This window comes from Martinezella calliandrae (genome assembly GCF_030272695.1).
Taxonomy (GTDB): Bacteria; Pseudomonadota; Alphaproteobacteria; order Rhizobiales; family Rhizobiaceae; genus Rhizobium; species Rhizobium calliandrae.
The window spans coordinates 66,325-88,099 of sequence record NZ_JARFYN010000004.1 but is presented as its reverse complement, the minus strand read 5'-3'; the positions used below and the strand labels follow the sequence as shown (position 1 = coordinate 88,099).

Here is a 21,775-nt window from a genome sequence, read left to right as displayed (position 1 = left end):
ATGGCTTACACCAATTTCACCGTCGAGACCGACGCGGACGGTATCGGACTCGTCACCTGGGACATGCCCGGTAGATCGATGAACGTCTTCACCGTCGGGGTGATGGACGAACTGAATGCCATCATCGATGAAACGGTCGCAGACAAAGCAATCAAGGGAGTAGTCATCACTTCGGGCAAATCATCTTTCTCTGGCGGCGCCGATCTGTCGATGATCAAATCGATGTTCTCGTTTTATCAGGATGAGAAGGCGAAGGACCCAGCGACGGCGGCGCAAAAGCTGTTCGATCTCGTCGGCCGCATGACCGGCCTGTTCCGCAAACTCGAGACTTGCGGCAAGCCCTGGGTCTCCGCCATCAACGGCACCTGCATGGGCGGCGCCTTCGAAATGTCGCTCGCTTGCCATGGCCGTGTGGTGTCGAATGCGAAGGGCGTCAAGATCGCTTTACCCGAGGTCAAGGTCGGCATTTTCCCCGGCGCCGGCGGTACGCAGCGCGTGTCGCGGCTGACCGATGCGCAATCGGCCCTGCAGATGATGACGACAGGCCAGTCGCTGTCGGCTGCACGCGCCAAGGCAATGAACCTGGTGCATCAGGTCGTCGAGCCGGATCAGTTGATACCGGCCGCCAAACAGATGATCAAGGAAGGACTGAAGCCCGTCGCCCCCTGGGACGAAAGGGGCTTCAAGGCGCCTGGTGGCGGCATTTGGACGCCGGCTGCGGCGCAGCTGTGGCCGGCAGCACCCGCAATCCTTCGCCGTGAGACATCGGGCAACTATCCGGCGGCACTTGCCATCCTCAAATGTGTCTATGAAGGCCTGCAGGTGCCTTTCGACACCGGCCTCAAAATCGAGCAGCGCTATTTCACCCAGGTGCTGCAGACGACCGAAGCCTATTCGATGATCCGCTCGCTGTTCGTCTCAATGCAGGAGCTCGGCAAGGGGGCCCGTCGCCCGGCGGGACACCCGAAAACCGAGCTGAAGAAAGTTGGTGTTGTCGGGGCCGGTTTCATGGGCGCCTCGATCGCCTATGTCACGGCAGCCGCCGGCATCTTTGTTACGCTCATCGATCGCGACATCGAAGCCGCGACCAAGGGCAAGACGGTTTCGGAAGGTTTGGTTAAAGACTCCATTGGTAAGGGACGGTTTACGAATGACGAAGGTGCGGCTCTGCTTTCCCGCATCACGCCTTCGATTGATTATGCCGATCTCAGCGACGCCGATCTCGTCATCGAGGCGGTGTTCGAGGATCGCGACGTCAAGAAAGCCGTGATTGAGGCCGTTGAAGCCGTTCTGCCTGCTGGCGCCGTCTTCGCCTCCAACACATCGACACTGCCGATTACGGGTCTTGCGACGAATTCCAAACGCCCGGCTGACTTCATCGGCATCCATTTCTTCTCGCCGGTCGAGAAGATGATGTTGACCGAGGTCATTCTCGGCAAGGAAACGGGCGACCGCGCGCTCGCCGTCGCGCTCGATTACGTCGCCGCCATCAAGAAAACGCCGATAGTCGTCAACGACACCCGCGGCTTTTTCGTCAACCGCTGCGTCCTGCGCTACATGTCGGAAGCCTACGACATGCTGAGCGAAGGCGTCCCGGCGGCGATGATCGAGAATGCCGCGAAGATGGCCGGCATGCCAGTCGGGCCGTTGGCGCTGAACGACGAGGTCGCCATCGACCTGTCGCTGAAGATCCTCAAGGCTGCCGTCGCTGACCTCGGCGACAAGGCCGTTGATGGCAGACATATGCAGTTGATTACACGGCTCGTGGAAGGCGAAGGCCGCTTCGGACGCAAGAATTCAAAGGGCTTTTACGATTATCCACCCAAACCGGCCAAGAAGTTGCTTTGGCCGGGCTTGAAGGATCTGTATCCGCAGAAGAAGGCCGATGAGATCGACGTCAACGTCCTGAAGCAACGCTTCCTCGTCACTATCGCGCTGGAAGCCGCTCGCACCATGGAAGACGGCATCGTCACCGATCCGCGCGAAGCCGATGTTGGCTCCATCCTCGGCTTCGGCTTCGCCCCTTACACCGGTGGTGCGCTCTCCTACGTAGACGGCATGGGCGTCAAGGCTTTCGTTGGACTTTGCGAAACGTTAGCAGAGGCTTACGGACAGCATTTCAATCCGACAGCTTTGCTGAGGGATATGGCGGCGAAAGGCGAGACATTTTATGGGCGGTTTGACCCGTATGGCGTGAAAACAGCGGCATAAAAGAGCGTTCTTTACGCGAGAACATGCCGATCAGTCCTGGGAAAATAAAGGGCCGCTCCTGTCGGGGCGGCTCTTTCCATTCGTCCTCTGCTTGGTTCCATCAAACCGAGGAGACGAATAATGGCCGAAATTATCGGAAGCCGAAAAGAAGCCGACGCCATCTTTGCCATGCTGGTCGATTGGGCGATGGCCTTAGGTGAAAAGAACGCCGCCGGCGTCCTGTCGCATGTGACCGACGACATCGTGGAATTCACTCTGGCGGCACCTCTGCAATATAAGGGTAAGGATCAGGCCGGCCTGCAAGGCTGGTTCGATACCTGGCAGGGGCCGATTGCAGGCGATGTCGAAGACCAGAAACTGACGATCGGCGGGGATATCGCCTTCTGGAGCGGCCTGACACACATGCTAGGCACTAAGGCCGACGGCACCAAGGTCGATCTCTGGTTCCGTCAGACGCTCGGCCTCAGAAAGGAAGCCGGTGTCTGGAAGATCGCCCACGATCACACATCGGTCCCCTTCGCCAAGGACGGCAGCGGATTGGCGGAGTTGGGGCTAAAGCCGTAGCTGGGGGCGCACGCAGCGACCTTCTCCCGCCCGGCCCTCAACGCCATCACGCCGCTGCCGACCAAGACCAGAATCGCGGCGGCATAGATGTCCGTCGTTGCCGTAAACCCGACCGCCTTCGACAGGAAGCCGGCCAAAATGGCGGGGAGGCTGAAGGCGAGGTAACTTTGGATGTAGAAAGCTGACAGCAGGCCGGCGCGTTCGTCGGGCTTGGCCAGTGGCATGATGCTGCGCACGGCACCCAGGAAATTGGCGCCGAATCCGGCGCCTGCAATCAGCGTTCCGACGATAAGGATTGGCACCTCGGCCGAATGCACGCCAGCGACCACGGCGAGAACGCCGAGGGTCATGGTCGATATTCCGAAGGTCAGCGCGGTTGCCGCAGGTTTTTTGCGTAGCAAAAACACGGAGGCAGCGCCGCTGATGGTCAGCGCAGCAACGACCGAGCCGCCGACGAGGGGTGCGGTGTTGCCCGTTGTGGCGCTGATCAATGACGGGACTAGCGAAAGATAGAAGCCGCCAAGCGCCCAGACCGCGACATTGACCGGTGTCAGCGCCAGCAGCGACCGGCGGACCTGCGGTGGAACAGCCACCTCCGGCTTCAGCGAGGCGATGAGGCCGGTTCGGCGGCGGGTCGTCTCAGGCGTCGCCCAAATCAGGATGGCTTGGACCACGAGAAGCACGAGCACGATCGCGTAGACGAGAAGTGTCGGCGCCGGCGCGTATTGTACCAGGGCGCTGGTTCCAAGCGCGCCGACTGCCATGCCGGCCAGCGGCGCTATGCTGTTCGTCACCGAACCCTTGGCTGGATCGAGATCGACAAGCGCGGCGCCGATCGAGGCTGCTGCTGCGCCTGTAGCGAAGCCTTGCACGATGCGTGCGGCAATCAGCCAATTCGGACCGTCGGCCATTAAAAACAGTGCCATCGCCACCATATTAAGCAGAAGCGAAGCAAAGATCACCGGCCGGCGTCCGAGGTGATCGGAGATCGAACCGACGATCAGGAGCGAGATGAGGAGAGCGAGCGCATAAACGGCGAAGATCACCGTGATCAACACCGGCGAGAAGGCGAATACCTGCTGGTAGACTCGGTAAAGCGGCGTCGGCGCGGAAGAGGCAGCAAAGAAAGTGGCGCTGCTAGCGGCATGAAAGAGCGGTGCCATCCGGCGGCCCGATGGCTGCGGCGAATTGGCGGTGGATTCGAGCATGGTCATCGACTACATCCTGGCTAAAAGCTAAAATATTGCGTTAAGCATACGTAGTGTGTCATGCAGATAAAAGCAAATAATTCGCGTTAGTGAAACGCAAGAGCGTTTTGATGCATGATCGGCGACAAAGGGAAAGATTGGCATAAGGTTATGGTCTCAAAGGAAAATCCGCGTCCTGGCGGGCGCAGTGCCAGAGTTCAGGCCGCGGTGCATCAGGCAGTTCGTGATATGTTGGCCGGAATGAATCGTGCCGACGTGACGATTCCGCTCATCGCGCAGCGCGCCAATGTGACGCCATCGACGATCTATCGCCGCTGGGGTGACCTGCAGGAGCTTCTCGCCGATGTGGCAGCCTCGCACCTGCAGCCGGAAACGGAGCCGCCCAAAACAGGTAGCGCCAGGAACGACCTGCAGGCCTGGGCCGAGCAGTATGCCGACGAAATGTCGTCCGGCGCCGGCCGGCAAATGATCCGCGATGTCCTGGCGGTATCCGACTCCGCAAATGCGGAGAAGTGCTGCATTTATACCCAACAACAATTGCGCGTCATCGTGGCCCGTGCGCAAGAGAGGGGCGAGGCATTCCCGACGCTCACCGAACTGATGGACTACGTCGTCTCGCCGATCATGTACCGCATTCTCTTCGATCAGGTGCCGAGCAACGACTACGTTCGCGGCCTGGTTTCACGGGTGATGCCAGAGAAAACTGATTAGTTCCAGCATGCGCACTTAAAAGATGCCGGAAAGATGATTCCCTTGGGATATGAGCGCCCGAGCCGCGCCTCCGGCCAATTTGCTGTTGAAAAATAAAGAAAAAGATGGTGCTAATCGTTCCTAGTGAATTCAACGGCAACGCGAAGGGGACTGGTCAATGCTTAATGAATTCAAGGCTTTCATTGCTCGTGGCAACGTCATGGATCTCGCGGTCGGTGTGATCATCGGCGGCGCGTTCGGGGGTATCGTCAAGTCGCTGGTTGAAGATATCATCATGCCAATCGTCGGTGCGATTTTCGGTGGTTTTGACTTTTCAAATCATTTTCTGCCCCTGTCGTCTGCTGTCAACGCGCCGACGTTGGCCGGCGCCCGTGCGCAAGGCGCGGTTTTCGCCTATGGCAATTTCATCACCGTCCTCATCAATTTCCTCATCCTCGCCTGGATTATATTCCTTATGGTCAAGGGCGTGAACGCGTTGCAAAAGCAGGTCGCGCGCAAAGAGGAAAAGGCGGCCGAAGCCGCACCGCCGCCCGCCGATGTCCAGTTGCTCACGGAAATCCGTGACCTCTTGGCCAAGCGCCCCGCCGCCTGAAGCACGTTTTCGCAATCCCTGATTTCAAGGCTCGGCTGATCAACGGCCGAGGCGTTATTCATCACAAAAATCGATCGGTCGCTAAGGCAAAGTCATAGGATTTGGCCAGTGTTCTGCTTTATGAAGCAGGAAACCGGAGACTTAGCATGTCGATATTGGATAGCCTCAGCCCGCGTGCGCTTGGCGCACCCGAAAGCGGAATCGTGGAAGTTGTGAATTATGCCCGTGGCCGCGACGGCCTGCTGCCCCTGTGGGTCGGCGAGGGCGATCTGCCGACACCGGATTTCATCAACCGCGCCGCCATGGCCTCGCTTAATGCTGGCGAAACCTTCTACACCTGGCAGCGCGGCATCCCGGAGCTGCGCCAGGCACTTGCCGATTATTATGGCCGGCACTTCAGCACCTCCCTGCCGATGGAGCATTTCTACGTCGTCGGCTCCGGCATGCAGGCGATCCAACTTTCCGTGCAGGCGATAACGTCTCCCGGCGATGAGATGGTCTATCTCTCACCAGCCTGGCCGAATATCGCCGCTGCGCTAGAGATTGCAGGCGCCCGCTCCGTCCCCGTGCCGTTGCAGTTCGAACACGGCAAATGGTCGCTCGATCTCGAGCGCATTGAGGCGGCGATCACGCCGAAGACGAAGGGTCTCTTCATCAACACCCCGTCCAACCCGACGGGCTGGACGGCGACCCACCAGGATCTCCGGGATATTCTGACGCTCGCGCGCAAACATGATCTCTGGATCATGGCCGACGAAATCTATGCGTTGTACTATTATGCTGGCGGTCGCGCGCCGAGCTTCCTGGACATCAAGGAAGCCGACGACAAGATCCTGTTCGTCAATTCCTTCTCGAAGAACTGGTCGATGACTGGATGGCGCGTCGGCTGGATCGTGGCGCCAGCCGAGCTTGGGCAGGTCATCGAAAACCTTGTGCAATACTCGACCTCCGGTGTAGCGCAGTTCATGCAGAAAGGCGCGGTTGCCGCGCTGAATGAAGGCGATGATTTTGTCCGCTCCAACATCGCCAAAGCGGCCCGCGCGCGTGACATCCTCTGCGACGCGCTGATCGCCACCAACCGCGTCCACACACTGAAGCCGGATGGCGCGCTCTATTCGTTCCTGAAGATCGACGGCGTCAGCGACAGTCGCAAGGCCGCCCTCGATATCGTCGACAAAACCGGCGTCGGCCTGGCGCCTGGAACGGCCTTCGGCAAGGGCGGCGAACTCTTCATGCGCGCTTGTTTCCTTCGTAATCCTGCGCAGGTGGCGGATGCTGCGGAACGGCTAAGCCGGTATATACTGGATTTGTAGGGCAGGATTTCCCCGCTGATTTACTGAGTGAACCCGGCCGTTGCACCGGGTTTTTCGTGCGCCGCTCTGAGATCGATAAAATCCGACCAATCCACGAAAACACCGCCTAACCATAGGAGCAATCTTCCCTTCGCATGAACCAACTCAACCCCTGCTTTTAATCAAATCCGTAAGAAAGCGGGCTTCATATGCTCCTCATATCACTTTGCAGGGGCGCGAAGAATGACAGTGTTGGTGACGGGCGGTGCCGGATATATCGGCAGCCACATGGTCTGGAAATTGCTGGATGCCGGCGAGGATGTCGTCGTTATCGACCGTCTTTCCACCGGCTTTCGTTGGGCGGTCGCACCGGCGGCGCGCTTCTATCTCGGCGATGTCGCCGATGAAGCATTGCTGCAGGAGATCTTCGCGGAAAACGATATCGACGCCATCATTCATTTCGCCGGTTCCGCCGTCGTGCCGATGTCGATTGAAGACCCGCTTGCCTATTATGACAACAACACCGGTAAAACCCGTGTCCTGACGAGCGCCGCGATCAAGGCCGGCATTCGCCACTTGGTCTTCTCCTCCACCGCCGCTGTCTACGGCCCGCAGCCCTCCAGCGAACCGGTGCGGGAAAGCGCGCCGCTGCGCCCAGAAACACCCTATGGGCAATCCAAGTTGATGTCGGAATTAATGCTGCACGATGCTGCCGCCGCTTATGATTTCCGCTATGTGGCTCTACGCTATTTCAACGTTGCCGGCGCCGATCCAAAGGGTCGGGCCGGTCAATCGACCGATGGCGCTACCCATCTTGTCAAGGTTGCCTGCGAAGCGGCCCTCGGTCGGCGCCGCCAGGTAGATATCTATGGCACCGATTATCCGACACATGACGGCACTGGCGTGCGCGACTACATCCACGTCTCCGATCTCGTCGAAGCACATCTGATGGCGCTGCAGCATCTGAGAAGCGGCGGCCGGCCGATTGTAGCAAATTGCGGTTATGGCACGGGCTATTCGGTGCTCGACGTCCTGAACATGGTCACGCGGGTCTATGGCCGAGCCTTCCGCATTCATATGGCACCGCGTCGACCCGGGGACGCCGCCAGCGTTGTCGCCGACGCAACCCTCGCTCAGCGCGAACTGGGATGGGCGCCGAAATACAACTGCATGGAGACGATCGTGCGCTCATCGCTGGAGTGGGAAATCTACCTCGCGCACAAATCCGGTTTCGACGTAAGTGGCTTGCATAAGGTGTTCGCAGCGCCAAGCGTCTGACAGCTCCGCATTTTACATGGAAAAATATTTATATTTTAATGTAAATTCAGAAATATACCGGAAACAATTAGTAATATTTCCAAATAAAAATAACTGAAAATCAAGTTTTTTGTGGTTTTATATGCTTGGGGGATGAGAGCCATGAGGAACTTGCTTTCAGGCGTGCGCCTGCAGAAAGAGAATCCGACGTTTCTGGTAGCGCAATACAAAGCGCTGTCGTCACAGATACCCGTTCTTTATATTCTTTTGATCATCAACGCCCTGGCCGTGGCGATCACCCATATCCGCACCGCGCCGATGTGGCTGGCGCTTTATGTGCCGATCGGCCTGAGCATATTCTGTGTTTTCCGCATCGTCTGGTGGCAGATACACGGCCAGGACTCCATAAGCGCGCATCGGGCCTATAGGGTGATGCTTCGAACGATCGTGTTCGCTGGCGTGCTGACGGTTGCTTTCGGCGCCTGGGCGGTCGCGCTTTATCAATATGGCAATGCCTATCAGCAGGGTCAGATCGCCTATTTCCTTGTCGTGACGGGCATCTCCTGCGTCTTCTGCCTCATGCACCTGCCGGCAGCTGCATTGCTAACGACTGCGATCACATTCTCCTTCATGGTCGTCACCTTCATGGTTTCCGGCAATTCGGTGTTCGTGGCGACGGCGACCAGCGTCATTTTCCTCACCTTTCCCTTCATCCGCGTGATCGACAGCTATTTCCGGAACTTTGCCGGGCTGGTGCGGCTGACCGAGGAACTTGTCGACAAGCAGACGGAAGCCGAGCGGCTGATTCTCGTCAACGGCCGCAACGCGTTGCAGGATCAACTCACCGGCCTTGCCAACCGTCGTAGCTTCTTTCGTGAATTGCAGGATCTGTTGCAGCAACGGCCGGACGAACCGCCGATCGTCGGTCTTGTCGATCTAGATGGCTTCAAGCCGGTCAACGACGTCTTTGGCCACGCCGCAGGCGACCTCGTCTTGAAGCAGACTGCCGAACGTTTCGTGGCCCTGATGAGCGGCAAAGGCACCATTGCGCGCCTTGGGGGCGACGAATTTGGCGTGATTTTTCCATGCGATCTCGGCCGCGATTGTGTCTCCGAGTTAGGGCAGGCTTTCTGCGCGGCGCTGCGCGAACCCTATGATGTGCCGGGTGGCTCCATCCGTATTTCCGGCTCCTGTGGCATCGTCGTTCCGGAGGGCGGCGGCCATACGGCCGAACAGCTATATGAAAAGGCAGACTTCGCGCTTTATCAGGTCAAGAGCCGCCGCAACGGTAGCGTCGAGTTCTTCTCCCATGATCTTGAGGAGATCCTCCAGCAACGGCATCTGATCGAGCTGGAATTGCAGAGTGACAATTTCGCCCGAGAATTGTCGCTGGAATACCAACCGATCGTGGATCTCGATGATGGTCATGTCGTCGGCTTCGAAGCCTTGGCGCGCTGGAGCAGCGCTCGCCTTGGCCGCGTCAGCCCCGATGCCTTCGTTCCCGCAGCCGAGCGCACGGCGGTGATCGGCAAGATGACCCGCATCCTGTTCGCCGAGGCGCTGCAGGCGTTGTCGGTCATGCCTTCGCCGTTGCGCATGTCTTTCAACCTGTCGGCGCGCGATATCTGCGACCATGAGACTTCGATGGCCCTACTGGCCATGATCCATACCGCCAAGATCGATCCTCGCCGCATCGAATTCGAGATCACCGAAACGGCATTGCTTTCGGATTTCGACACGGCCTATGAGGTCATTGGCCTGTTGCGCGCTGCCGGCATTACCATTGCGCTTGACGATTTCGGCACTGGCTTTTCCAGCCTCAGCCATGTTCACCGGCTGGAATTCGACAAGATCAAGATTGATAAGAGTTTCGTCATGCAGTTCGATCGCGACGTTCGCTGCATGAATATCACCCGCTCGGTTGCCAATCTCAGCCGCAATCTCGGTATTACCTCAGTCGCCGAAGGCGTCGAAAGCGCAGCGATTGCCGAGGCGCTGCGTGCTTTCGGAGTTCGGTTGGCGCAGGGCTATCACTTTTCCAAGCCGCTGCGCCTGCATGATGCGATCGCCTTTGCCGAGGCGAGCGAGACGGACGTTGAGGCGCGGCGCATGGCGAATGCCTAAACTGATGCGCGCCCAAGAAAGGCCGGCGCATTGCGGCGTACCGCATCCACCAGAAAATCGATGACCGTGCGCACGCGCGGCGATTGCCGGAGGTCGCGATGGCAGGTGATCCAGTAGTGGCGCTTCAGGTCGACTTCGTCGGGTAGCACCATCTGCAGATCCGGATGTCGATTGGCGATGAAGAAGGGCAACACGCAGAGCCCGAGCCCGCTCTTCGTCGCTGTCAACTGCGCAAAGATGCTGGAACTCTGAAATTGCGGTTTGATGCGCGGATGGATGTCGCCGAGATAGTCGAGCCCTGGCGCGAAGATCATGTCTTCGATGTAGCCGATGAAGGCATGCTCCGGCAGATCGTCACGGCTTTCGACCCGCGGGTGGCTCGCGAGATACTCCCGCGACCCGTAGACTTGCAGATGGTAATCGGTCAGTTTCTCGGTGAAATAGGGGCCGGCTTTCGGCGGGTCGAGCACGACCACGATATCGGCTTCCTTGCGCGATAGCGACATGATCTGCTGGATGGTCACCAATTCCAGCGAGATATTCGGATATCGCGCGGTGAACTCCGAAAGCATGGTGGTAAAGAAGAAATTGGAAAAACCCTCCGGAGCACTGATGCGCACCACGCCCCGCTGTGCAGCTGAGCCGACCGTTAGGTCTGAGCGCAGCCGCTCGGTTTCCTGCTCCATCCGTTCGGCCGTGTCGACGAAGCGCTGGCCCATGCCGGTCAGCATGTAGCCGCGCGGGTTGCGCTCGAAGAGCTTGACCTGAAGCGAAAATTCCAGCCGGTCGATACGGCGCGAGACGGTGGCGTGGCTGGTCCGCAATTGCCTGGCCGCGGTCGAAAGCTGTCCTGTCCGGGCCACGGCCAGGAAAAACTGCAGATCATCCCAAGTGAAATGCGGCGCGGTCTTCATGCCTCCCTTTCTGTTCAAAAATGAACAGACACTGTTTGGAATTAATTGTAAACTTCACTTGCGTCAACGCCCGATTTCAATGATCTTGAAGGACAGGAAAGTCGTTTTGAGGAGAACGATTGGCCAATTTTGAACAGATTCATTTTTGCCAAATCTCTGGGAGGAGAAGATATGCGAAAGAGTCTTATTGCGTCCCTGGCACTTCTGCTTGCAACCAGCGCCGCGGCATTTGCCGCTGGCGCCTCCGACAATGTGGTGAAGATCGGCATTTTGAACGACCAGTCGGGCGTCTATGCCGACTTCGGCGGCAAGTCCTCTGTGGAAGCTGCCAAGATGGCGGTTGAGGATTTTGGCGGCAAAGTGCTGGGCGTTCCGATCGAGATCGTCGATGCCGACCATCAGAACAAGCCGGATATCGCCTCGAACATTGCCCGCCAATGGTATGACACCGACAAGGTCGACGCCATCATGGAGCTGACCACCTCGTCGGTGGCGCTGGCGGTGCAGGCGATCGCCAAGGAGAAGAAGAAGATCGATATCGTCACCGGCGCAGCGACGACCGATCTCACCGGCAAGCAGTGCTCGCCCTACGGCTTCCATTGGGCCTACGACACGCATGCTCTGGCCGTCGGTACCGGCGGCGCACTCGTCAAGCAGGGCGGTGACACATGGTTCTTTCTGACCGCCGATTATGCCTTCGGCTATTCGCTGGAGCAGCAGACGACTGATTTCGTCAAGGCAAATGGCGGCAAGATCTTGGGTTCCGTCCGCCATCCTCTGTCGACCAACGACTTCTCATCCTTCCTGCTGCAAGCCCAGTCCTCGGGCGCCAAGGTCATCGGTCTTGCCAATGCCGGCCTCGATACGTCTAACGCCATCAAGCAGGCCTCGGAATTCGGCATCACCCAGGGCGGCCAGCATCTCGCGGCGCTGCTCTTTACGCTCGCCGAAGTCCATGGTCTCGGCCTTCAGGCGGCTCAAGGCTTGACCCTGACCGAAGGCTATTACTGGAATCTCGATGACAAGAGCCGCGAATTCGGCAAGCGCTTCTTCGCCCGCACGGGCAGGATGCCGAACATGATCCACGCCGGCACCTATTCCGCCGTCCTGCAATATCTGAAGGCCGTGCAAAAGGCCGGCACCGACGATACAGAAGCGGTTGCGAAGGAATTGCACGAAATGCCCGTCGACGACTTTTTCGCCCGCGGCGGCACGGTCGGTCCCAACGGGCGCATGTTCCACGACATGTACCTGCTCCAGGTCAAGAAGCCTGAGGAAAGCAAGCAGCCGTGGGATTATTACAATGTTCTGGCAACGATTCCCGGCAAGGAAGCCTATATCGATCCAGCCAAGAGCGGCTGCGATCTCGTCAAACAGTAAGGTTGCGATCAGCCGATGGCGATCTTTGCGAAAGAGCAACTGGAAGAGCCACGGGTGGTTTTATCCGCCCGCGGCCTGCGCCGCGATTTTGGCGGCTTCACGGCGGTCAAAAATGTCGATCTCGACGTGCGACATTCCCGCGTGCACGCGCTGATCGGCCCGAACGGCGCCGGCAAGACAACTGTATTCAACCTGCTGACAAAATTCCTGCAGCCAACGCATGGGACGATCACCCTTCTTGGGACCGACATTACCAGGACGAAGCCGGATAGAGTCGCGCGTATGGGGCTGGCGCGCTCCTTCCAGATTTCGGCCGTCTTTCCGCATCTCTCCGTGCTCGATAATGTTCGCGTCGCCCTGCAGCGGCCGAACAATCTGGCGCATCAATTCTGGCAGCCGATCTCGGCATTGGCGAGCCTCAACGAACGTGCCGAGCAATTGCTGGCAGCGGTCGGCCTGGCGAAGGAGCGCAATGCCATTGCAGCCGATCTGTCCTATGGCCGCAAGCGTGTGCTGGAGATCGCGACGACCTTGGCGCTTGATCCCAAGGTGCTGTTGCTCGATGAACCAATGGCCGGCATGGGGTTGGAAGATGTCAACACCGTCTCCGCGATCATCCGCGATGTGGCGCGTGATCGGGCCGTGCTGATGGTGGAGCACAATCTCTCCGTCGTCGCCGATATCTGCCACCACGTCACCGTGCTTCAGCGCGGCGAAATCCTCGCGGAAGGCGATTATGCCACGGTCAGCCAGGATCCGCGCGTCCGCGAGGCCTATATGGGCACGGAGGAGGCGTAGAATGGCGGCACTGCTTGAGATCCAGGGTCTCAATGCCTGGTATGGCGAAAGCCACATATTGCACGGCGTCGACATGAAAGTCGGCGAGGGCGAAACCATCACCATTCTCGGTCGCAACGGCGTCGGCAAGACGACGACGCTGCGCACCATTGTCGGCATCGTTCGGGCGCGCAGGGGTAAGATCGCCTTTGCCGGCGCCGACATGATGCATGTGCCGTTGCACAAGACGGCGCACAGAGGCATCGGTTTCGTACCGGAGGAGCGTGGGATATTCTCCACGCTTAGCGTTCATGAAAATCTGATGCTACCTCCGGTAGTCGCGCAAGGCGGGATGACGGTCGATGAGATTTTCGAGCTGTTTCCCAATCTGCACGAGCGCCGCAATAGCGCGGGCACGAAACTCTCGGGCGGTGAGCAGCAGATGCTCGCCATGGCCCGCATCCTGCGGACCGGTGTACGCATGCTGCTGCTCGACGAACCCACGGAAGGGCTGGCGCCGGTCATCGTCCAGCGCATCGGCGAGGTGTTGAAGAAGCTGAAGGAGCGCGGCATGACCATTCTGCTGGTCGAGCAGAATTTCCGCTTCGCCAGCCGCATTGCCGATCGCTTCTATGTGATGGATCATGGCCAGATGGTCGCGGAATTTCCGGTCGGCGAATTGCCGGAGCGGATGGGCATGCTGCACAAGGTGCTGGGGGTCTGACGCCATGACCATGATATTTGGAATCCCGCTGCAGGCGCTCCTCGGACAATTGCTGATCGGCCTGATCAACGGTTCCTTCTATGCGCTCTTGAGCCTCGGGCTCGCGATCATCTTCGGCATGCTGCGGGTGATCAATTTCGCCCACGGTGCGCTCTATATGCTCGGCGCTTTCACGGCCTATCTGCTGCTCGCCTATGCCGGCATCGGCTATTGGCCCTCGTTGGTCCTGGCGCCGCTGATTGTCGCCCTCTTCGGTGCTGTTGTCGAGCGCCTATGCCTGCGCAGGCTCTACAAGGTCGATCCGCTCTACGGCCTGCTTTTTACCTTCGGCATGGCGCTGACCATCGAGGGGACTTTCCGCTATCTCTACGGTTCTTCGGGCCAGCCCTACGCCGTGCCGACCGCGTTAGTGGGCGCCGTCAATCTCGGTTTCATGTTCCTGCCGATCTATCGGGGCTGGGTGATCGCGGTGTCGCTTGTTGTCTGCGTCGGCACCTGGCTGCTGATCGAGAAGACCAAGCTTGGCGCCTATTTGCGTGCCGCGACGGAAAATTCAGTGCTCGTGCAGGTCTTCGGCGTCAACGTGCCGGTGCTTCTCACGCTGACCTATGCCTTCGGCGTCGCGCTCGCCGCCCTTGCCGGCGTGCTGGCCGCACCGATCTATCAGGTCTCGCCGCTGATGGGATCGAACATGATCATCATCGTCTTTGCGGTTGTTGTCGTCGGCGGCATGGGCTCGATCATGGGCGCCATCGTCACCGGCTATGTGCTTGGCGTGGCGGAAGGCCTGACGAAGGTCTTTTATCCGGAAGCATCCAACATCGTCATCTTCGTGATCATGGCGATCGTGCTGCTCCTCAGGCCCGCGGGCCTTTTTGGCCGGGATGCGTGATATGGCCGATATGACCGATACGCTGAATTCCAAAAGCCGTCGTCCCTCGTCAGTCCAGAAGGGCTTTCTGATCTTCGGCCTGGTTCTACTGATCTGGGCGCCGTTTTTGATCTATCCGATCTTTGTCATGAAGGTGCTCTGCTTCGCGCTGTTTGCCTGCGCCTTCAACCTGCTGCTCGGCTATACCGGCCTTCTGTCGTTCGGACACGCCACCTTCTTCGGCGGCGCGGCCTATTTTGCGGCGCATGCGGTGAAGGAGTGGGGCGTCCCGCCGGAACTCGGCATCGTGATCGGCGTCACTGGTGCGGCACTGCTTGGATTAATCATGGGCTTCGTCGCCATCCGCCGGCAGGGCATCTATTTCGCCATGATCACTCTGGCTCTGTCCTATATGTTCTATTTCTTCTGTCTGCAGGCGAGGTTTACGCAGGGCGAAGACGGCATTCAGTCGGTGCCGCGCGGCTATCTCTTCGGCGTCATCGATCTCAACAACCCCTTCAACATGTATTATTTCGTGCTGGCGGTGTTCATCATCGGGGTGCTGATCATCTGGCGCTTCATCAATTCGCCCTTCGGCATGATCCTCAAATCGATCCGGGAAAACGAGCAGCGGGCGATTTCGCTCGGCTATTCCGTCGCACATTACAAGCTCGGCGCCTTCGTCATGTCGGCGGCACTTTCTGGGCTTGCGGGCGCGGTAAAGGCGCTGGTTTTCCAGTTTGCGACGCTGACCGACGTCGCTTGGCAGATGTCCGGCGAGGTCATCCTGATGACTTTGCTCGGCGGCATCGGCACCTTGATCGGCCCGCTTTTCGGTGCCGGCTTCGTGGCGACGCTGGAAAATTATCTCGCAACCTCTGAATTCCCGGTCACCGTCATCACCGGCATCGTCTTTATGGTCTGCGTCCTGCTTTTCCGTCGCGGTATTATTGGCGAGTTCTACGCGTCGCGGCTGGGGCGGAAGCTCGGATTTGAGTATCGCCGCTGACGGCTTGATTTTCCTTCTCCCCGTCCTGAGCTTGTCGAAGGGTTGGGGAGAAGGTGCCCGATGGGCGGATGAGGGCCTGCAAAGATGCCGGCGACTATGGCGTTTGCCGAACCTTTACGCCCCTCACCCTAACCCTCTCCACGCTAGCGGGGAGAAGGGACAACAGAGTCTCTGGAATGGATCGCTTCGACTACATCATCATCGGTGCCGGTAGTGCCGGCTGCGTGCTTGCCAACCGGCTGTCGGCAGATCGCAACAACAGAGTGCTTCTGCTGGAAGCGGGGGATAGCGACAACTACCACTGGATCCACATCCCGGTCGGCTATCTCTATTGCATCAACAATCCCCGCACGGACTGGTGCTTCACCACCGCGCCGGAAGCTGGGCTGAACGGCCGCTCGCTGAACTATCCGCGCGGCAAGGTGCTCGGCGGCAGTTCCTCGATCAACGGCATGATCTATATGCGCGGCCAGGCACGCGATTATGATCTCTGGCGGCAACTCGGCTGCACCGGCTGGGGCTGGGACGATGTTTTGCCCTATTTCGTGAAGTCTGAGGATCACTATAAAGGTAAGGACGAGATACATGGCGTCGGTGGCGAGTGGCGAGTCGAGAAGGCCCGCGTGCGCTGGGCCGTTCTCGATGCCTTCCAGGCGGCCGCACGAGAAGCCGGCATACCCGAGACGGCGGATTTCAATCGCGGCAATAACGAGGGCTCCGGCTATTTCGATGTCAACCAGCGCTCCGGTGTCCGCTGGAATACCGCGAAGGCCTTCCTGCGGCCGGCGCTGAAACAGGGCAATCTCACCGTCCTCACCAAGGCGCAGGTCCGCCGCCTGCTCGTCGAGGACGATGCCGTCATCGGTGTCGAATTCCAGCATGACGGCATGGTGAAGCGCACCCATGCCGACAAGGAGACGGTGCTATCCGCCGGCTCCATCGGCTCTCCGCAGATACTGGAACTTTCCGGCATTGGCCGCGGCGAGATATTGAGCCAAGCCGGCATTGAGGTGGTGCGCGAAGTCAAGGCGGTCGGCGAGAACCTGCAGGATCACCTGCAACTGCGCATGGCCTACAAGGTTACGGGCGTGCCGACCTTAAATGAAAAGGCGACCAAATTGCTCGGCAAGGCGGCGATCGGGCTGGAATATCTCGTGCGCCGCTCGGGGCCGATGGCGATGGCGCCGAGCCAGCTCGGCATATTCACCCGCTCCGGCCCCGACAAGGAAACGCCGGACCTGCAATATCATGTGCAGCCGGTTTCGCTCGACAAGTTCGGTGATCCCGTCCATCCTTTTCCGGCGATCACCGCCAGCGTCTGCAATCTGAGGCCGGAGAGCCGCGGCTTCGTGCACATCCATAGTCCCGATTTCACGGCCCAGCCAACGATCAGCCCAAACTATCTCTCAACATTGCGCGACCGCGAAATCGCCGTGCGCTCCATCCGCCTGACGCGGCGGATCGTGGCGCAGCCGTCTTTCGCCAAATTCTTGCCGGAGGAATTCAAGCCCGGCCCGTCGTATCAGACCGACGCCGATCTGGAGCGCGCGGCCGGCGATATCGGCACGACGATCTTTCATCCGGTCGGCACCTGCCGCATGGGCGGCGATCCGCAAAGCGTGGTCGATCCGCGCCTGCGCTCTCGCGCGTTGGCAAGACTTCGGATCGCCGATGCTTCGGTCATGCCGTCGATTACATCAGGTAACACCAACTCGCCGACCATCATGATCGCCGAGAAAGCCGCTGAGATGATCCTTACCGACAACCGCTAAGCGCCTATTGATTGAATAAGGCGGGCATAGGGAGTTTTCGAATGCATGGCATAGAAGAGGTCATCGTCGGGCGTCAGGGATCGGCGGGTCTCATCCGTCTCAACCGGCCGCAGGCGTTGAACAGCCTGACATTGCCGATGATCCGGGCGATTGCATCGGCTCTTTCTGATTTCGCCGCCGATCCCTCCATCGCCAGCGCCATCGTTAGCGGGGAGGGTGAGCGCGCGTTCTGCGCCGGCGGAGACATCCGCCTGTTGCATGAGAGCGGCAAACGAGGGTCTGCGGAAGCCGAGACCTTCTGGCGCGAGGAATTTCGTCTCAACCATGCCATTGCAAACTACCCCAAACCCTATGTGGCGCTGATGGACGGCATAACCATGGGCGGCGGCGTCGGGCTTTCTTGCCATGGCAGCCATCGCGTCGTTACGGAACGCACCCGGCTCGCCATGCCGGAAACCGGCATCGGCTATTTTCCCGATGTCGGCGCCACCTGGCTTTTGCCGCGTGCGCCCGGTGAGAGCGGAACTTGGATGGGCCTGAGCGGTCACGCCATCCACGCCGCCGACGCGATCCACTCGCGGTTGGCCGACCATTGTGTTGCTTCTTCCGATCTACCGGCGTTGATCGAGACGATCTGCGCGCTGCCCATCGCCACATCCGCAGACGATGTGCACAGGGTGATTTCAGGCATGGCCTTTCCTGCAGGCGAAAGTCGGCTCGCGGCCAACCGCGATATGATCGATCGGGCGCTGGCATATGATGCTGTCGAGGACATTCAGGAGGCGCTGGGGCAGGAGGCAGGCGATTTCGCCGCCGAAACTTCACAGATGATCTCCACGCGCTCTCCCACCAGCCTGAAATTGACTCTGAAACTGCTGCGGGCCGGCCGTAAGAGTGCGAGCCTGGCAGAATGCCTGAACCGCGAGCTCGGTGCCTGTCTCGGAATATTGTATAATCCTGACTTTTTCGAAGGCGTGCGCGCCGCGGTCATCGACAAGGACCGAAATCCAAAATGGTCGCCGGCAAGTCTTGCCGAAGTCGACATTGTCGCCATCGATCGCTTCTTCGTGCCGCCACGGCCGCCGCTTTTCGAAGAATAAATGATCATGAGAGGAGACCATTATGACACGGATCGCATTCATCGGGCTCGGCAATATGGGCGGTCCCATGGCTGCCAATCTGGTCAAGGCCGGCCACGACGTCGTCGGCTTCGATCTAGTGCATGATGCGCTGAAGGCTGCGGAAGCGACGGGCGTCAAGGCCGCAAACGTGCTGACCGAGGCCTTGGTGGACGCCGAAATCGTCATCACCATGTTGCCGAAGGGGCAACATGTCCTGACGGTCTGGACCGATATCCTGCGCTCCGTGCCGAAGGGCACCTTGCTGATCGACAGCTCGACCATCGATGTCGAAAGCGCCCGCAATGCCCATGCCATGGCTGGTGATGCCGGCTGCCTGTCGCTCGATGCACCTGTGTCCGGCGGCACTGGGGGCGCTGCGGCCGGAACGCTCACCTTCATGGTCGGCGGGTCGCAGGAGAGTTTTGCAAGCGCCAAACAACTGCTCGAAGTCATGGGCAAGAAGATCGTCCATTGTGGCGACGCCGGGGCCGGCCAAGCGGCGAAGATCTGCAACAACATGATCCTCGGCATTTCTATGATCGGCGTCTGCGAAGCCTTCGTGCTCGGCGAAAAGCTCGGCCTGTCGCATCAGGCTCTATTCGACGTCGCCTCGACGTCGTCGGGGCAATGCTGGTCGATTAACACCTATTGCCCTGTACCCGGCCCCGTGCCGACTTCGCCCGCCAACAGTGACTACAAGCCGGGCTTCATGGCGGCACTGATGCTGAAGGATCTGCGGCTTGCGCAGGAGGCAGCGCTTTCGAGCGGCGCATCGACGCCGCTGGGTGCCGAAGCGGCGCAGCTCTACGCGCTCTTCGAGAAGCTCGGGAATGGCAGCCGCGATTTCTCGGCGATCATCGAGATGTTCCGAGAAGCGCGCTGAATATTGCAGGCGATAGATTGCGGGTGTCCCCTCGCTCTACCCCTCCCCCGCAAACGCGGCGAGGGGACATGTCGGAAGGTACGGCATCGGCGAGCAAGCGTGACCTGCCGAACGAGCGCTCACCGCCACATACCGCGCATCCGCGCCCCGACATCTACGCGCACCTGTCGTGCCTGGGCCGCTACAGCGCTTTCCGCCCGTGCCTGTGGCCAGCTGCAGACCTCGAAGAACTGCAGCAGGGTCGCCGGGATGAAACGCGTGCGCGAGGCGAAGACATGTTTGTCGCCTTGCGCATGCTGGCCGTGGACGAAGAACCGCTGCGGAATGACGAGATCGAGATTGTCTTTCGCGCGAGTCATTGCGACGTAAAGCAGCCGCCGTTCCTCCTCGATCTCGGAGGATGATCCGACGGCGAGATCGGCCGGAATGCAGCCATCCACGGCATTGAGGACAAACACCTTTGTCCATTCCTGGCCCTTGGCGGAATGGATTGTCGAGAGGATGAGATAGTCCTCGTCGAGCAGCGGCACGCCGGCCTGGTCGCTTGTGGCATCGGGTGGATCGAGCGTCAATTCGGTGAGGAAGCGCTCGCGCGAGCCGTAGCCCCCGGCGATTTGTTCGAGCTGTATCAGGTCCCCCTGGCGCGTCGCCGAATCCTCATGTGCTCGCTCCAGATGCGGCTCGTACCATCTTCGCACGAGGCCGATTTCCGCCGGCCATCCGGCCTTGCCGCTCTTCAGCTCCTGCATGGTCGCAACGAAGCTCGTCCAGTCCTCTCCCGAGCGCGGCGGCACTGGAAAATCGGCAAGCGCCGCCATAGGACTGGCCTCTTCCCCGATATGGTCGAGCACGCGCTGCGCGGTCGAGGGGCCGACTCCCGGCAGGAGCTGCATCAGCCGGAAGCCGGCGACGCGGTCGCGCGGGTTCTGGGCAAAGCGAAGAGCGGCCAGCATGTCCTTGACATGGGCGCTGTCGAGAAACTTCAGCCCGCCGAATTTGACGAAGGGGATGTTGCGGCGGGTAAGCTCCACCTCCAGCGGGCCGCTATGGTGGGAAGTCCGGAAAAGCACCGCCTGCTGCTTGAGCTTCACGCCGCTCTCGCGATTTTCCAGGACCTGGTCGGCAACGTAGCGCGCCTGATCGCTATCGTCGCGCACCGTCACCAGACGCGGGCGTTGGGCGCTTTGCCGCTCCGTACGCAAATTCTTCGTGAAACGCTCGGAGGCCAGCTCGATCACCGCATTGGCGGCAGCCAAAATCGGCTGCGTCGATCGGTAATTGCGGTCGAGCGTGACGATGTTGGCGGCGGGGGTAAAGGATGTCGGGAAGTCGAGGATATTACGCACCGTTGCCGCGCGGAAGGAATAGATCGACTGCGCATCGTCGCCAACGACGGTCAGTCCCTGACCGCCCGGTTTCAGCGCCAGCAGGATCGATGACTGCAGCCGGTTGGTATCCTGATATTCGTCGACAAGCACGTGGTCGAAGCGGCGGCCGATGTCTTCGGCGATCAGCGGCTCGTGCAACATATGCGCCCAATAGAGCAGCAAATCATCGTAATCGAGCACATTCTGTGCCTGTTTGGCTTCGACATAGGCTGCGAAGAGGTCGCGCAGCTGCTTATCCCAGCCGGCACACCACGGGAAGAAATCGCGCAGTATCTCTTCGAGCGGCGTCTCCGAATTGACTGCGCGGGAATAGATGGCAAGGCAAGTCGCCTTGGTCGGAAAGCGGCTTTCCAACTTGGAGAAGCCGAGCTCGTGACGAATGAGGTTCATCAGGTCGGCGCTGTCTTCGCGGTCATGGATTGTGAAGGCCGGGTCGAGGCCAATCTGTTCGGCGTAGTCGCGCAAGAGCCGCGCACCGATGCCATGGAATGTGCCGGTCCAAGCAAGCGCGTCGGCCATGATGCCGGCATTGGCGCCAAGCACCTCGCGACAGATGCGCTCGACGCGCCGGCCCATTTCGGCCGCCGCGCGCCGGGAAAAGGTCATCAGCAGAATGCGGCGGGGATCGGCGCCTTTGACGATGAGGTGTGCAACGCGATGGGCCAGCGTGTTGGTCTTGCCGGAGCCGGCGCCGGCGATTACCAGCAGCGGCCCGGCGATATGGCTGCCTTCGACCGTCGTGCCGTGCTCGACCGCCAGCCGCTGCTCCGGGTTTAGCTTTTCCAGATAGGCGCTCATGGTCTCTCCTGAAGGCTTCGGACGGCAGGCGGGCAAACAAGGAATCGGTGACGAATCACGTTCGCAAAAATGTCCGAATGTTCGATGAATGTTCCGAATTGGCCGAAACTGTCAAGATCGACAGGATCTGCGCGGAGATGTGACCCTCCCGTCATGAAGATGGTTCAGATTTAATGGAA

At 59.6% G+C, this 21,775-nt stretch carries 18 protein-coding genes; 15 read left to right on the top strand and 3 right to left on the bottom strand.

What is annotated here, in order from left to right; all coding sequences use genetic code 11:
- Window positions 1–2,211, top strand: coding sequence for a 3-hydroxyacyl-CoA dehydrogenase NAD-binding domain-containing protein (locus PY650_RS04405; RefSeq protein ID WP_285877840.1), 2,211 nt, complete (start codon window positions 1–3; stop codon window positions 2,209–2,211).
- Window positions 2,212–2,331: 120 nt separating this feature from the next.
- Window positions 2,332–2,775, top strand: coding sequence for a YybH family protein (locus tag PY650_RS04400; RefSeq protein WP_285877839.1), 444 nt, complete (start codon window positions 2,332–2,334; stop codon window positions 2,773–2,775).
- On the opposite strand, the gene PY650_RS04395 is transcribed toward PY650_RS04400, so the two are convergent.
- The gene (locus PY650_RS04395) at window positions 2,712–3,989 is read right to left on the bottom strand and encodes an MFS transporter (protein ID WP_285877838.1); all 1,278 of its coding nucleotides are present in this window, start codon (window positions 3,987–3,989) and stop codon (window positions 2,712–2,714) included. The genes PY650_RS04400 and PY650_RS04395 overlap by 64 nt on opposite strands.
- A 144-nt stretch (window positions 3,990–4,133) precedes the next feature.
- On the opposite strand from PY650_RS04395, the gene PY650_RS04390 reads away from it, so the two are divergent.
- The 5 genes from PY650_RS04390 (at window position 4,134) to PY650_RS04370 (ending at window position 9,959) form a co-directional block, all read left to right on the top strand.
- Complete coding sequence (locus tag PY650_RS04390) at window positions 4,134–4,694, top strand: TetR/AcrR family transcriptional regulator (protein WP_285877947.1); 561 nt, start codon at window positions 4,134–4,136, stop codon at window positions 4,692–4,694.
- Between the two features lie 157 nt (window positions 4,695–4,851).
- Window positions 4,852–5,286, top strand: a complete 435-nt coding sequence (gene mscL, locus PY650_RS04385; RefSeq protein ID WP_285868161.1) for a large conductance mechanosensitive channel protein MscL — start codon at window positions 4,852–4,854, stop codon at window positions 5,284–5,286.
- A 146-nt stretch (window positions 5,287–5,432) separates the two neighbouring features.
- On the top strand, window positions 5,433–6,599 hold the full coding sequence (locus tag PY650_RS04380) for a pyridoxal phosphate-dependent aminotransferase (RefSeq protein ID WP_285877837.1): 1,167 nt from the start codon (window positions 5,433–5,435) through the stop codon (window positions 6,597–6,599).
- Window positions 6,600–6,821: 222 nt separating this feature from the next.
- On the top strand, window positions 6,822–7,856 hold the full coding sequence (gene galE, locus PY650_RS04375) for a UDP-glucose 4-epimerase GalE (RefSeq protein ID WP_285877836.1): 1,035 nt from the start codon (window positions 6,822–6,824) through the stop codon (window positions 7,854–7,856).
- A 141-nt stretch (window positions 7,857–7,997) separates the two neighbouring features.
- A complete protein-coding gene (locus PY650_RS04370) occupies window positions 7,998–9,959 on the top strand; it encodes a putative bifunctional diguanylate cyclase/phosphodiesterase (protein ID WP_285877835.1) in 1,962 nt (653 codons plus the stop codon).
- Here the strand turns inward: PY650_RS04370 and PY650_RS04365 are convergent.
- Window positions 9,956–10,873 (bottom strand): LysR family transcriptional regulator, encoded by a 918-nt coding sequence (locus PY650_RS04365; RefSeq protein ID WP_285877834.1) that lies wholly within the window; start codon window positions 10,871–10,873, stop codon window positions 9,956–9,958. The two genes, PY650_RS04370 and PY650_RS04365, sit on opposite strands and share 4 nt — an antisense overlap.
- A gap of 171 nt (window positions 10,874–11,044) precedes the next feature.
- On the opposite strand from PY650_RS04365, the gene PY650_RS04360 reads away from it, so the two are divergent.
- From PY650_RS04360 to mmsB, 8 genes are all read left to right on the top strand, one after another.
- Window positions 11,045–12,253 (top strand): ABC transporter substrate-binding protein, encoded by a 1,209-nt coding sequence (locus tag PY650_RS04360; RefSeq protein ID WP_285877833.1) that lies wholly within the window; start codon window positions 11,045–11,047, stop codon window positions 12,251–12,253.
- Window positions 12,254–12,268: 15 nt separating this feature from the next.
- Entirely contained in the window at window positions 12,269–13,051 is a 783-nt protein-coding gene (locus PY650_RS04355) for an ABC transporter ATP-binding protein (protein ID WP_285877832.1), read from the top strand.
- A 1-nt stretch (window position 13,052) separates the two neighbouring features.
- On the top strand, window positions 13,053–13,754 hold the full coding sequence (locus PY650_RS04350) for an ABC transporter ATP-binding protein (protein WP_285877831.1): 702 nt from the start codon (window positions 13,053–13,055) through the stop codon (window positions 13,752–13,754).
- Window positions 13,755–13,758: 4 nt separating this feature from the next.
- Window positions 13,759–14,646: a branched-chain amino acid ABC transporter permease gene (locus PY650_RS04345; RefSeq protein ID WP_285877830.1), complete on the top strand. Its 888-nt coding sequence runs from the start codon at window positions 13,759–13,761 to the stop codon at window positions 14,644–14,646.
- Between the two features lies 1 nt (window position 14,647).
- Window positions 14,648–15,634: a branched-chain amino acid ABC transporter permease gene (locus PY650_RS04340; RefSeq protein WP_285877829.1), complete on the top strand. Its 987-nt coding sequence runs from the start codon at window positions 14,648–14,650 to the stop codon at window positions 15,632–15,634.
- Window positions 15,635–15,810: 176 nt separating this feature from the next.
- Entirely contained in the window at window positions 15,811–17,406 is a 1,596-nt protein-coding gene (locus PY650_RS04335) for a GMC family oxidoreductase (protein ID WP_285877828.1), read from the top strand.
- A gap of 41 nt (window positions 17,407–17,447) precedes the next feature.
- Window positions 17,448–18,506 carry an enoyl-CoA hydratase/isomerase family protein gene (locus tag PY650_RS04330; protein WP_285877827.1) on the top strand — a complete coding sequence of 353 codons (1,059 nt, stop codon included), beginning with the start codon at window positions 17,448–17,450 and terminating at the stop codon, window positions 18,504–18,506.
- Window positions 18,507–18,528: 22 nt separating this feature from the next.
- Window positions 18,529–19,410, top strand: a complete 882-nt coding sequence (gene mmsB / locus PY650_RS04325) for a 3-hydroxyisobutyrate dehydrogenase (RefSeq protein ID WP_285877826.1) — start codon at window positions 18,529–18,531, stop codon at window positions 19,408–19,410.
- A 119-nt stretch (window positions 19,411–19,529) separates the two neighbouring features.
- On the opposite strand, the gene PY650_RS04320 is transcribed toward mmsB, so the two are convergent.
- Window positions 19,530–21,596 (bottom strand): ATP-dependent helicase, encoded by a 2,067-nt coding sequence (locus PY650_RS04320; RefSeq protein ID WP_285877825.1) that lies wholly within the window; start codon window positions 21,594–21,596, stop codon window positions 19,530–19,532.
- Window positions 21,597–21,775 lie beyond the last annotated feature (179 nt).

Coding starts and splice junctions, on each gene's coding strand:
- PY650_RS04405 (WP_285877840.1), top strand. CDS start 1: ATGGCTTACACCAATTTCACCGTCGAGACCGACGCGGACGGTATCGGA.
- PY650_RS04400 (WP_285877839.1), top strand. CDS start 2,332: ATGGCCGAAATTATCGGAAGCCGAAAAGAAGCCGACGCCATCTTTGCC.
- PY650_RS04395 (WP_285877838.1), bottom strand. CDS start 3,989: ATGACCATGCTCGAATCCACCGCCAATTCGCCGCAGCCATCGGGCCGC.
- PY650_RS04390 (WP_285877947.1), top strand. CDS start 4,134: ATGGTCTCAAAGGAAAATCCGCGTCCTGGCGGGCGCAGTGCCAGAGTT.
- mscL (WP_285868161.1), top strand. CDS start 4,852: ATGCTTAATGAATTCAAGGCTTTCATTGCTCGTGGCAACGTCATGGAT.
- PY650_RS04380 (WP_285877837.1), top strand. CDS start 5,433: ATGTCGATATTGGATAGCCTCAGCCCGCGTGCGCTTGGCGCACCCGAA.
- galE (WP_285877836.1), top strand. CDS start 6,822: ATGACAGTGTTGGTGACGGGCGGTGCCGGATATATCGGCAGCCACATG.
- PY650_RS04370 (WP_285877835.1), top strand. CDS start 7,998: ATGAGGAACTTGCTTTCAGGCGTGCGCCTGCAGAAAGAGAATCCGACG.
- PY650_RS04365 (WP_285877834.1), bottom strand. CDS start 10,873: ATGAAGACCGCGCCGCATTTCACTTGGGATGATCTGCAGTTTTTCCTG.
- PY650_RS04360 (WP_285877833.1), top strand. CDS start 11,045: ATGCGAAAGAGTCTTATTGCGTCCCTGGCACTTCTGCTTGCAACCAGC.
- PY650_RS04355 (WP_285877832.1), top strand. CDS start 12,269: ATGGCGATCTTTGCGAAAGAGCAACTGGAAGAGCCACGGGTGGTTTTA.
- PY650_RS04350 (WP_285877831.1), top strand. CDS start 13,053: ATGGCGGCACTGCTTGAGATCCAGGGTCTCAATGCCTGGTATGGCGAA.
- PY650_RS04345 (WP_285877830.1), top strand. CDS start 13,759: ATGACCATGATATTTGGAATCCCGCTGCAGGCGCTCCTCGGACAATTG.
- PY650_RS04340 (WP_285877829.1), top strand. CDS start 14,648: ATGGCCGATATGACCGATACGCTGAATTCCAAAAGCCGTCGTCCCTCG.
- PY650_RS04335 (WP_285877828.1), top strand. CDS start 15,811: ATGGATCGCTTCGACTACATCATCATCGGTGCCGGTAGTGCCGGCTGC.
- PY650_RS04330 (WP_285877827.1), top strand. CDS start 17,448: ATGCATGGCATAGAAGAGGTCATCGTCGGGCGTCAGGGATCGGCGGGT.
- mmsB (WP_285877826.1), top strand. CDS start 18,529: ATGACACGGATCGCATTCATCGGGCTCGGCAATATGGGCGGTCCCATG.
- PY650_RS04320 (WP_285877825.1), bottom strand. CDS start 21,596: ATGAGCGCCTATCTGGAAAAGCTAAACCCGGAGCAGCGGCTGGCGGTC.